The following is a 10,932-nucleotide window of genomic DNA, read 5'->3' as shown; positions in this document are numbered from 1 at the left end:
ACCTGGGACCATCCGGTTATGAGCCGGATGCTCTAACCAACTGAGCTATGAACCCACAGTTGAAATGAAACTGTATTATACAAGAAAAAGCTTATCTAAATATAAAAATAATTCTTTTCTTCTAGCATATAAAACATAGAAATTTTTAAAAGAAAAGCCCTAAAAATAGGGCTTAAAATCATTTATAATTTTTAATTGCGCTATCTAAAATCTCTTTTGCAGCATTTGCATCTTTAAATTCTTTTACTTTTACCCATTTGTTTGGCTCAAGAATTTTATAAGTTTCAAAGAAATTTTTGATCTTATTTAGTGTTGCAACTGGCAGATCTTCATAGCTTTTTATCGCATCATATCTTGGATCGATCTTTGTAACTGGCACAGCTAAAAGCTTCTCATCCATACCTGCTTCATCTTCCATTACTAAAACGCCTATCAAACGGCAAGGGATTACACTACCAGCTTGGAGCGGATATTCGTTTAGTACCAAAATATCAGCTGGATCGCCGTCTGCTGCAAGTGTGTTTGGCACGAAGCCGTAGTTTGCCGGGTAAAACATAGCTGAGTAGAGCACACGATCAACTACAACCGCACCGCTATCTTTGTCGATCTCGTATTTAATATTTGAGCCATAAGGTATTTCGATTACGGCATTGATTTTGTCTGGGTTTGAGCCAGCTTTAATCTTTGAAACGTCCATATATTCGTCCTTTTTATTAGAAATTTTCGTGATTTTAGTATTTTTTGCATTAAATACGCGTAAAATTTAACTACTTTATAACCTCTACGCTATCGACATCGATCTCCGTTTTCATAAGGTCTTTATCCACTTCGCCTCTTATTCTTAAAGGTGTATCTTCGTTGGCTGTTATGTTGCCCCATTTTTTGTTATCGATCTCAACAATAATGACATCACCATTTTGATCAATAAATTCATATTTGTCTGATTTTATATGCGATTTTATTTTGCCCTCAAGTACGACTTTAGCGTCGTCTTTTAGTTTCAAAGCCTCTTTTACGCTTATCGTCTCACTTTGGTGTTTTGATGTGAAGCCTCCAGCCATTGCGATGCTAGTAGCTAGTGAAGCGATTATAATTTTTTTCATTTTTATCCTTTTAGAATTTGTTGTAAAAATTTAAAAGGATATTACATTTTTGATGTTAATGAAAAGTAAGTTTTTACATAAAGTCTTTTGTAACAATGTTATAGATGTTTTTAGCGGTGATCGGCAGTGCTCTATCTGCATTGCCGCCAAGAAAGCCATATCTGATCTCGACCGTAACATTAAATTTGGCTACCTCTTTGCCGCTTTGATCGACTAAATTTACGACCGCGAGAGTCTCAGATTTGCCAGCACCACCTATGCCTAGAGTTAAGTGTCTAAGGATTCTAACTCCATTTTTTGTTCTTTGTATATCGCATTTTATGATTAGGTCATCGCCGCACTGGTCTCTCTTTTTTAAAAAGGCATTTATGTATTTTTCTAGCTTTTTATCAAGCTCAGTTTCTCCGCAAACCGCTTTAGCGCTACTGTACTTATACGTGGTGTCTTTTTCAACCATCTCTATATGCTTTTTGGCACATCCTGTAAAAGCAAAAATGGCTATGATCGCAAGTAGTATCGTAAATTTAAATTTATGCATAATTCCATCTTTTGTTTATATTTTTTAAAATAAGCTTAGGATTGTAGATTGGAACCTTGCACCTTTTGATGCAAGGTCTGTAAACTTATAAAAGCTTAGCTAGTAAATTTTTGATATCAGCTACGATCTCGTCTATACCGCGTTCACCGTTTACTACATGAAGTAGCTCTTTTTTGCTGTAAAATTCACGGATAGAAACAATTGGATCAAGATATACTTTCATACGGTTGTTAAATACTTCGTTGTTGTCATCAGCACCTCTTGCACGGCCGAGCACTCTTGTTCTTGCCACATCTTCGCTAACGTCTACTTCGATGACGCCTTTAAGAGAAATTTCTTTTTGCTCACTTAATACCTTGTCAAGCTCTGTCATTTGCTCAACGCTTCTTGGGTATCCATCTATTATGATGTTTGATTTTTCTGATCCTTTAATGGCTGATACGATCGCATTTACGACAACGTCAAGCGGAACCAAATTTCCTTTTGAGATAAAGCCATCTATTAGCTTACCAAGCTCGCTACCGCTAGCAACCTCAGCTCTTAAAAGATCGCCAGTTGAGAAGTGCGCAAATTTTTCATCTTGCTGCGCGATAAGTGATGCGTCTGTTGTTTTTCCGCTACCTGGAGCGCCTACGATTAAAAATAAATTCTTCATTCTTTCCCTTTTTTGTATTTTTTGAGTGTCTTTGAATGAGTTTGAAAATTTCTATGCAACATCCAAATTCACCTCAAAAATCTAATCTTTAAATAAAATAACTCAAATTTAGACATCCAAAAAGTCTAAATTTATTGCAAAAATTTTTAAGCCTTTTGCTCTTTTTCTCTTATCCTAAGTCCCAGCTCTCTAAGCTGCTCGTTGCTAGCGTGGCTTGGTGCCTTTGTGAGTGGGCACTGAGCGCGCTGCGTTTTAGGAAAGGCTATAACATCACGGATCGAGCCTGCTTTATTTACAAGCATATTTAGTCTGTCAAACCCGATCGCGATACCACCATGTGGAGGCGCACCAAACGTCAAGGCATCAAGCAAGAAGCCAAATTTCTCACGCTGCTCCTCTTCGTCTATGCCAAGAAGTTTAAAGACCTTTTGTTGGATATCGTTTTTGTGAATTCTTATACTTCCGCCACCAAGCTCAAAGCCGTTTAGTACGACGTCGTGAGCGATAGAGAGAATGTCCTCAAGATCAGGCTCATCTATATTTTTGGGCATTGTGAATGGATGGTGCATCGCAGAGTAGCTGCCATCATCATTTTGCTCAAACATTGGGAAGTCAAGCACCCATAAAAACTCAAGTTTGTCTTGATCGATGATATTCATTTGCTCAGCTAGGAAAATTCTAAATCTTCCCATATAATCAAGCACGACTTTTTTCTTGCCAGCACCAAAGAATACAACGTCGCCAACTTTTAGTTCACATCTTGAGACGATCTCGTCAAGATCGCTTTGCTCGAAAAATTTGCAAAGTGGGCCTTTTAGTCCTTCTTCTTTCATTTGGAAGTAGCCAAGCCCTTGTGCTCCAAATTTACGTACAAATTCTTCAAATCTATTCATCTCGCGCTTACTAAAGATGTTGTCACCATTTGGCACTTTTAGCGCTTTGATGCGGTTTTTCTTCTTATCTTTTGCGATAGAGCTAAAAATTTCATTGCTTGAGCGTTCGAAAATATCGATTACATCGACCATTTTGAGGTCATATCTAAGGTCTGGCTTGTCTGAGCCGTAGGTCTCGGTAGCCTCTTTGTAGCTCATGCGTCTAAATGGCGTTTTGATGTCGTGTCCGCAGGCTTTAAAGATGTCTTTTAGCATCGTTTCAGCCATATTTATGATATCTTCTTGCTCTACAAAGCTCATTTCGATATCTATTTGAGTAAATTCTGGTTGGCGATCAGCCCTTAAGTCCTCGTCACGGAAGCATTTTGCTATCTGAAAATACTTATCAAAGCCAGAACACATCAAAAGTTGTTTAAATAGCTGTGGGCTTTGTGGTAGCGCATAAAACTGACCCGGATATACACGGCTTGGCACTAGGTAGTCTCTCGCACCTTCTGGGGTTGCACGTGTTAAAACTGGAGTTTCAAACTCGATAAAGCCCATTTTGTCTAGGCTATTTCTAGCTGCGATCGCTGCACGAGAACGCATTTTAAAGATATTTTGCAAGCGCTCGCTTCTAAGATCTAGAAAGCGGTATTTTAGTCTGATGTCCTCATTTACGCTCTCATCGCCTATCATAAATGGTAATGCTTCGCTTGGGTTTTCAATGATTAGCTCGCTTACTATCACTTCTATCTCACCAGTTTTTAGCTTCGGATTAGTTAGTCCTTCGCCTCTAGCCCTTACTTTTCCTTTTGCTTTTAAGACATATTCATCTCTTACTTTTGCAGCAATATCATGTGCTTCTTTGCTGTCAGCTGGGTCACAAACTAACTGTATAAGCCCACTAACATCTCTTAAGTCGATGAAAATGACGCCTCCATGATCTCTATATGTGTTTGCCCAGCCACAAAGTATTACTTCTTTGCCGATATCAGCTTTGCTAAGATCGGTGCAATAATGACTTCGCATAAAATGCTCCTTTGCAATGTTTTTTAGGCAATTATAATCGCTTTTTTCTTTTGAAAAGCTTTGTTAAAATAAAATATGTTACAATCATTTACATGAAAAATGAACAAAAATTTAATACTTTTTGCACAAAAAAAGTGGGACTTATTGCCAAAGATTATCCATTGTTTAGGCAAGATTTAAAAAAGCTAGAAAAAATTTTATCAAAATATAGTGTAGGAATTCTACTTGAGAAAAATTGTGCTAAGCGTATAGAAAAAGATGGTTTTGAACTTATAAAACTAGCCAAAGAGTGTGAATTTTTAATCACGCTTGGTGGTGATGGCACCATAATCTCAACTTGTAGAAAACTAGCTCATATCTCACCGCTTGTCCTTGGCATACACGCTGGTAGGCTGGGCTTTTTGACAGATATCACGATAAATGAGAGTGAGAAATTTTTTAAAGACTTTTTTAATGATAAATTTGAGATAGAAACACCTTTTATGCTAGATGTCACGCTTCATAAAAGCGATGGCAAAACCGAGCAAAAGATAGCTTTTAACGACGCTGTCATCGTTAGTAAAAATGGTGGCTCGATGACGCATATTGAGGCGTTTTTAAATGAAAAATACTTTAATTCATATTACGGTGACGGCGTTATAGCAGCCACTCCGGCAGGAACTACCGCTTATAATATGAGCGCAAATGGCCCTATCATCTATCCTTTAAGCGAGGTCTTTGCACTAACTCCCATTTGCTCGCACTCGCTCACGCAGCGTCCAGTCGTGCTTACCAAAAATCATACGGTTAAATTTAAAACAAAAAGCGATGCTATCTTGGTAATAGACGGCCAGGACCGCTTCGATATGAGTAAAATTTCAGCCGTTAGCATGAGCCTTAGCGATAAAAATGCTAGGCTGATACGCCATATTGGCAGGGATTATTTTCAAATTTTAAAAGAGAAACTTCACTGGGGTTATAATGATTGATCGAATTTTGATTAAAGATTATCTAAATTTTAAAAATGTTGAGCTAAATTTCAAAGAGGGTCTTAGTGTATTTACGGGCGTTAGTGGCGCTGGCAAGTCTGTGCTAATGAGCGCGATAATGGCTGTTTTTGGGCTAAAAGATAGCGAGGCAAGGCTAATAGAAGCTGACGTGGAGCATAAATTTGAGCTTGATGAGTTTGGCATAGAAAATGAAGAGGTCAATATTTTCAAGCTTTTAAAAGATAAGAGCACGAGATATTTTATAAATCAGCAAGCCATCTCAAAGAAAAATTTAGCCCAGGTAGCGCGCGAGCATATCAAATATCTCTCGGCAAAAGAGGCAAACGAGTTTGAAAATGAGAAATTTCTAAATTTGCTTGATAGGCTAGAAATTTCGAAAAATGAGAAATTTAAAGAAACAAAGCAGGAATTTGAAGAGGCCTTTTTGGAATTTTCTAAAATTTCAAAAGAGCTAGCCACTATAAAAGAGGAAGAGAAAAAGGTCGAGGAGCTAAAGGAGCTTGCTAGCTTTGAGATCGAGAAGATAAGAAGCGTGGGCCCTAAAAAAGGCGAGTTTGAAGAGCTTATGGAGACTAAAAAAAGGCTTAGTAAAAAGGATAAGATAAATGAAGCGTGGGCTAGAGCTGATCGGATATTTGAGCTAGAGCACAGCGTAAATGAGGCGCTAAGTATCAGCGACCTTGACAATGGCTTTTTTGAAGATGCGATGAACGAGCTAAGGGTTGCGCGCGATAGCCTAAATATGGAGGAGCTTGACGATATCGACGTGGAGAGCGTGCTTGATAGGATAGAGGCTCTTAATGCTATCATTAGGCGATACGGCAGCGAGGAGGAGGCATTAGAGGCGCTTGATAAAAAGGAAACAGAGCTTGCCAGATATGAAAATTTAAGCTTTGAAAAGAGCGAGCTTGAGAAGAAATTTGAAATTTTGAGCAAAAAGGCGAATGATCTAGCCAGCGCTTTAAGCAGGGCAAGGGGCGTAAATTTAAAAGAGCTTGAAGCAATGATAAATTTATATTTAAAAGAGCTTTATATGCCAGATATTACGCTAAAAATAGAAGAAAAAAGACTTGATATTTTAGGACTTGATGAGGTTTGTCTAAATTTAAATGAGACTTCGCTTAAAAATTTAAGTTCAGGCGAGCTAAACCGCCTAAGACTGGCTTTTATAGCCGCATCTAGTGAGATCACAAAAACGGGCGGTGATGTTATCATACTTGATGAAATAGATGCAAATTTAAGCGGAAAAGAGGCGATGAGTATTGCAAATGTTTTGCTTAAGCTTGCAAATTTTTATCAAATTTTTGCCATTTCACATCAGCCGCAGCTTAGCTCAAAGGCAAATTCACACTTTTTAGTAGAGCGTCATGGAGAAAACTCGGTCGTAAGAGAGCTTGATAAAGATGAACGAGTGAGCGAATTAGCACGTATGATAAGCGGTGAACACATAAGTGAAGAGGCAATAAATTTTGCGAAAGGGCTTTTAAAGTAGCTTAATTTAAATTATTAATTTAAGCTTTATAAATAAATTTATTTGATAAAATCGCCACTAATTTGATAAAAATTTTTGTAGGAATAATATGGAAAGAATCCTTGTAGTTGATGATAATAAGGCGTTAGCAAAGCTGATTGTTATGCAAATGGAAAAGACTATTGATGAGATGACAATTGATGTCGCATATAGTTTTGCCGAGGCTCAAATGCTAATTAATGAGCATGACAAAGATTATTTTATGACTATTTTGGATTTAAATTTGCCAGATGCTCCAAATGGCGAGATCGTTGATTATGCACTTTCCAAAGGACTTTCAGCTATTGTTTTAACAGGTAGTATTGATGATGAAACAAGGGAAAAATTTATAAATAAAGATATTGTTGATTATGTTTATAAAGGAAACATGGATGATATCAACTATATCTTTCAAATGATAAATAGACTGAGCAAAAATAGACAATACAAGGTTTTAGTTGTTGAAGATTCGCTCCCTTTTAGAAATATGATAAAAAAGATATTAACTAGCCTTCAGTTTAAAGTTTTGGCTGCTGCTCACGGCGAAGAGGCAATGAGTTATTTTGCAGATAATCCTGATATAAATCTTATAATAACTGATTATAGAATGCCAGTAAAAGATGGCCTTGAAGTTTTAAAAGAGGTTAGAAAAGAAAAAGATAAAAATAGTCTTGGCGTAATCGTTATGACATCTCCTAGCGAAAAGACTGACGCATCAATATTTTTAAAAAATGGTGCGAGCGACTTTATAGCAAAACCATTTTCAAAAGAAGAGCTAATATGTCGTGTTAATAATACGATTGAGGCGATGGAAAATATAAATAAGATAGCAAATTTTGCAAATCGTGACTTCTTGACCGGGGTTTATAATAGAAGATTTTTTTATTCCGACGTGGAAGAGTATGTCCAAGCAGCCGAAGAGACCAATGAGCCTTATGCTTTTGCAATGATTGATATTGATTATTTTAAGAAGATAAATGATACGTATGGCCATGATGGCGGAGACAGGATACTAAAATCAATTGCAAAAATTTTAAATGACAATACAAAAGGAAGTGATATCGTTGCTAGATTTGGTGGCGAAGAGTTTTGCGTTGTGCTTAAAAAGATAAGCAGAGAAGAAGCTGTCAAATTTTTTGTAAATTTACGAGCCAAAGTGGCTGAAAATGAAGTAGTTATAAAAAAACAAAAAATAAGAGTAACCATATCTATAGGTGTATCTTTTGGCAACGGGCATTGCGAGATAGACGATATGCTTGAGGCTTGCGATTCAGCACTTTACACCGCAAAAGAAAATGGTAGAAATAGAGTAGAAATAGCTTTATGATTATAGATACGCATTGTCATTTGGATAGTAAAATTTACGATCCTGACCTTGATAAAATTTTAGATGAAGCCAGAAATTTAGGGCTAAAAGGCTTTATTATCCCTGGAGCTGATATCAATGATTTACCAAAAGCAGTTAAAATATCGCACGAAAAAAGTGATATTTTCTTTGCTGCCGGAGTTCATCCATACGATAAAGAGGGTTTTAATGTCAGTATTTTGAGAGAATTTGCTAAAGATGAAAAATGCGTGGCGATTGGCGAATGCGGTCTTGATTACTACCGTTTGCCAAAAGATGAAAATGAAAAGATAAAAGAAAAAGATGAACAAAAACGTATTTTTTTAGCTCAACTTGATTTGGCTGTTGAGTTAAAAAAACCCGTTATTCTTCACATTAGGGAGGCTAATGAGGACTCTTTTAATATCTTAAAAGAGTATGCGCCAAAGCTTGAAGCTGGAGCGGTTTTGCATTGCTATAATGCTTCGCCACTTCTTTTGGAGCTTTGTAAATTTGGGAATTTTTATTTTGGTATAGGCGGTGTTTTAACATTTAAAAATGCTAAAAATTTAGTCGAAATTTTGCCAAAAATTCCATTTGATAGGATAGTTATTGAAACTGACGCTCCTTATCTCACGCCAGAACCAAATCGTGGCAAGAGAAATGAGCCGGCATTTACAACATTCGTTGCTAAAAAGATAGCTGAAATTTTAAACCTTGAATTTGAAGTTGTTTGTGAAAAAACTTCAAATAATGCCAAAAGGTTATTTAAGTGTTTTGCCTGAAAATTGGGCATTGCACTTGCTTAAGATGCTAGCATCATTAAGCTTTGACACGAAAAAAGGATAGAAATGAAAGCAATGCTTAAAATATTTTTGATGTTTGCATGTAGTACCTTGCTACTAGCAAATGCACCTGAAAAGAGCTCATATGACACTCAGGTTAAAATTTTAAAAGAGCTAGATATTGACGCTAGCTTTATGAAGACTTCTCACTATGCGAAGATGAGACAGGGCATCAAAGAATCGCAGCTTAGAACATTTACAGATGCTTTAAAAAATGGTTATATGTATATACCAATGGTAAAAGAGCAGATCAAAAAATCAGGTGTACCTGAGTCATTTTTTTACCTGGCAATGATAGAATCAGGATTTTCTAATCATACCGTTTCAAATGCAAAAGCTACTGGCATGTGGCAGTTTATGGAGCAAACGGCTAGGCTTCATGGTTTAAAAGTAGGTCAATATGTAGATGAGAGAAAAGACCCAGTTGAATCAACTATTGCAGCTACAAATTATCTAAGATCATTGAAAAATCAATTTGGTAAATGGTATCTGGCGGCTATGGCCTATAACTGTGGCGATGGTGCCTTAAAAAGAGCCATACAAAAAGCTGGAACAGACGATCTTGTAACGCTTCTTGATGCTGAAAAGAAATATCTTCCAGCTGAAACTAGAAATTTTATAATTAAAATTTTAAGAGCAGCATATATTGCAAAAGATGCAGATATTTTGATCTCTAAAGACTCATCTTTGCTAAATATAAATGGTGGCCTTAAGCTTGCGAAAGTAAAAGTCCCGGGCGGTACAAATTTAGCTCAAATAGGTGATAGTATCGGCCTTAGCACAAAAAAGATGAAAAACAACAATCCTCATTTGAGATATGTATTTACTCCGCCAACTCTGAAAGATTATTATGTTTATATCCCTGAAAACAAAAAACAGCTTTTTACAGAAAATTTTAAACCATTTAATGGCAAGAACAACTTTTATGCTTATACTGTAAAAAAGGGCGAAACCTTGCTTTCTATATCTAAAAAGACAGGCGTTAGCCATAGGGCAATCAAAGATTATAATGAGCTTAGTACAAATGCGGTAAGTTATAATCAAAAACTAATCATCCCATTTTCTGCTCAAAATAAATCTCATAACTACGTAGTTCAAGCTGGTGATACCATTGCTTCGTTATCTAAGAAATTTAATGTAAGCGAAAAAGATTTAAAAGACGCAAATTCTTTTGCTAGCTCAAATCTAAATGTTGGAGCAAATATTGTCATACCGTAAAAGTCTAAATTTCTATCTAGGTTTAAGCTTTGTTCTTATAATCACTGGTTGCTCTTGGAGTGGAGCTCCATTTGCTCCAAGCGGCCCAACTAATGTAAAAGGTAATAACTCAGCCTCGGTTCAAAAAGCGACAATGAGGCCTTATACAATAAACGGCAAAACATACTACCCAACTGTCGTAAGTGTCGGTGACAAGGCGAGTGGCACGGCAAGCTGGTACGGTCCAAATTTTCACGGTAAAACAACCTCAAACGGCGAAATTTATAATATGTACAACATGACTGCAGCACATAAAACTTTGCCAATGAATACGATCCTTAAAGTTACAAATTTAAGAAACCAAAAAAGCGTCATCGTGCGTATAAACGATCGTGGTCCATTTGTAGCCGATAGGGTTTTAGATCTTTCAAAGGCTGCGGCAATGAAGCTTGATGTTATCGGTACTGGCACAGCACCAGTTAGCATGGAGGTCATCGGCTTTAACGAGGATATAAATGTAGTCGCAAGTGCACAAACAAAACCAACAAGTACCGGTATAAAAGCATCAAATCCAGTCTCTCCAACAGCCCCAAGTGGAGGCATCGTGATCTCATCAGAGCAGAGAGTCGTGGGTGGAGATTTTATGGTGCAAATCGGTTCGTTTAAAAACCTTGAGGGCGCAAACAGATATCAAAGGGAGCATCAAAGCATAGATGGCTACAAGTCGGTAGTCAGGACATTTACCATAGACGGCTCGACCATTTATAGGGTATTTTTGCATGGCTTTAGAAGCGAGGATGAGGCTAGGGATTACGCAAGAAGCGGTAAATTCCAAGGCGCATTTATAGTAAGAGGTTAGGACGTGAG

11 protein-coding genes are annotated in these 10,932 nt (G+C 37.1%); 6 read left to right on the top strand and 5 right to left on the bottom strand.

Annotated features, from left to right (window positions below; translation table 11 throughout):
* Nucleotides 1-178: 178 nt before the first annotated feature.
* The 5 genes from ppa to aspS all read right to left on the bottom strand — a co-directional run bounded on the left by ppa (nt 179) and on the right by aspS (nt 4,200).
* On the bottom strand, nt 179-697 hold the full coding sequence (gene ppa / locus ACTTKV_RS07940; protein WP_442550045.1) for an inorganic diphosphatase: 519 nt from the start codon (nt 695-697) through the stop codon (nt 179-181).
* Nucleotides 698-767: 70 nt separating this feature from the next.
* A complete protein-coding gene (locus ACTTKV_RS07935) occupies nt 768-1,103 on the bottom strand; it encodes a NirD/YgiW/YdeI family stress tolerance protein (RefSeq protein WP_442550044.1) in 336 nt (111 codons plus the stop codon).
* A gap of 73 nt (nt 1,104-1,176) precedes the next feature.
* The gene (locus ACTTKV_RS07930) at nt 1,177-1,641 is read right to left on the bottom strand and encodes a DUF4410 domain-containing protein (RefSeq protein ID WP_442550043.1); all 465 of its coding nucleotides are present in this window, start codon (nt 1,639-1,641) and stop codon (nt 1,177-1,179) included.
* An 85-nt stretch (nt 1,642-1,726) separates the two neighbouring features.
* Nucleotides 1,727-2,296 (bottom strand): adenylate kinase, encoded by a 570-nt coding sequence (locus tag ACTTKV_RS07925; RefSeq protein WP_442550042.1) that lies wholly within the window; start codon nt 2,294-2,296, stop codon nt 1,727-1,729.
* A gap of 146 nt (nt 2,297-2,442) precedes the next feature.
* Entirely contained in the window at nt 2,443-4,200 is a 1,758-nt protein-coding gene (gene aspS, locus ACTTKV_RS07920; protein WP_442550041.1) for an aspartate--tRNA ligase, read from the bottom strand.
* Between the two features lie 92 nt (nt 4,201-4,292).
* Between aspS and ACTTKV_RS07915 the strand changes: the two genes are divergently transcribed.
* From ACTTKV_RS07915 to ACTTKV_RS07890, 6 genes are all read left to right on the top strand, one after another.
* Entirely contained in the window at nt 4,293-5,168 is an 876-nt protein-coding gene (locus ACTTKV_RS07915; protein WP_442550040.1) for an NAD(+) kinase, read from the top strand.
* Entirely contained in the window at nt 5,161-6,681 is a 1,521-nt protein-coding gene (locus tag ACTTKV_RS07910) for an AAA family ATPase (protein WP_442550039.1), read from the top strand. Before ACTTKV_RS07915 ends, ACTTKV_RS07910 begins: the two co-directional genes overlap by 8 nt.
* Before the next feature lie 88 nt (nt 6,682-6,769).
* Nucleotides 6,770-8,026, top strand: coding sequence for a GGDEF domain-containing response regulator (locus ACTTKV_RS07905; protein WP_442550038.1), 1,257 nt, complete (start codon nt 6,770-6,772; stop codon nt 8,024-8,026).
* The gene (locus ACTTKV_RS07900; protein WP_442550037.1) at nt 8,023-8,808 is read left to right on the top strand and encodes a TatD family hydrolase; all 786 of its coding nucleotides are present in this window, start codon (nt 8,023-8,025) and stop codon (nt 8,806-8,808) included. Before ACTTKV_RS07905 ends, ACTTKV_RS07900 begins: the two co-directional genes overlap by 4 nt.
* A gap of 66 nt (nt 8,809-8,874) precedes the next feature.
* Entirely contained in the window at nt 8,875-10,086 is a 1,212-nt protein-coding gene (locus tag ACTTKV_RS07895; RefSeq protein WP_442550036.1) for a transglycosylase SLT domain-containing protein, read from the top strand.
* A complete protein-coding gene (locus ACTTKV_RS07890) occupies nt 10,073-10,924 on the top strand; it encodes a septal ring lytic transglycosylase RlpA family protein (protein ID WP_442550035.1) in 852 nt (283 codons plus the stop codon). The genes ACTTKV_RS07895 and ACTTKV_RS07890 overlap by 14 nt, the downstream gene beginning before the upstream one ends.
* The last annotated feature ends 8 nt before the right edge of the window (nt 10,925-10,932 follow it).

The sequence above is a fragment of the Campylobacter sp. genome (assembly GCF_052169515.1).
Taxonomy (GTDB): Bacteria; Campylobacterota; Campylobacteria; order Campylobacterales; family Campylobacteraceae; genus Campylobacter_A.
The sequence above is the reverse complement of the archived record's forward strand: the minus strand, read 5'-3'. Positions and strand labels throughout refer to the sequence as shown.

Excerpts from the sequence above, each read along its gene's own strand:
- ACTTKV_RS07895 (WP_442550036.1), top strand. The coding sequence starts at position 8,875 with ATGAAAGCAATGCTTAAAATATTTTTGATGTTTGCATGTAGTACCTTG.
- ACTTKV_RS07930 (WP_442550043.1), bottom strand. The coding sequence starts at position 1,641 with ATGCATAAATTTAAATTTACGATACTACTTGCGATCATAGCCATTTTT.
- ACTTKV_RS07900 (WP_442550037.1), top strand. The coding sequence starts at position 8,023 with ATGATTATAGATACGCATTGTCATTTGGATAGTAAAATTTACGATCCT.
- ACTTKV_RS07935 (WP_442550044.1), bottom strand. The coding sequence starts at position 1,103 with ATGAAAAAAATTATAATCGCTTCACTAGCTACTAGCATCGCAATGGCT.
- ACTTKV_RS07915 (WP_442550040.1), top strand. The coding sequence starts at position 4,293 with ATGAAAAATGAACAAAAATTTAATACTTTTTGCACAAAAAAAGTGGGA.
- ACTTKV_RS07925 (WP_442550042.1), bottom strand. The coding sequence starts at position 2,296 with ATGAAGAATTTATTTTTAATCGTAGGCGCTCCAGGTAGCGGAAAAACA.
- aspS (WP_442550041.1), bottom strand. The coding sequence starts at position 4,200 with ATGCGAAGTCATTATTGCACCGATCTTAGCAAAGCTGATATCGGCAAA.
- ppa (WP_442550045.1), bottom strand. The coding sequence starts at position 697 with ATGGACGTTTCAAAGATTAAAGCTGGCTCAAACCCAGACAAAATCAAT.
- ACTTKV_RS07910 (WP_442550039.1), top strand. The coding sequence starts at position 5,161 with ATGATTGATCGAATTTTGATTAAAGATTATCTAAATTTTAAAAATGTT.
- ACTTKV_RS07905 (WP_442550038.1), top strand. The coding sequence starts at position 6,770 with ATGGAAAGAATCCTTGTAGTTGATGATAATAAGGCGTTAGCAAAGCTG.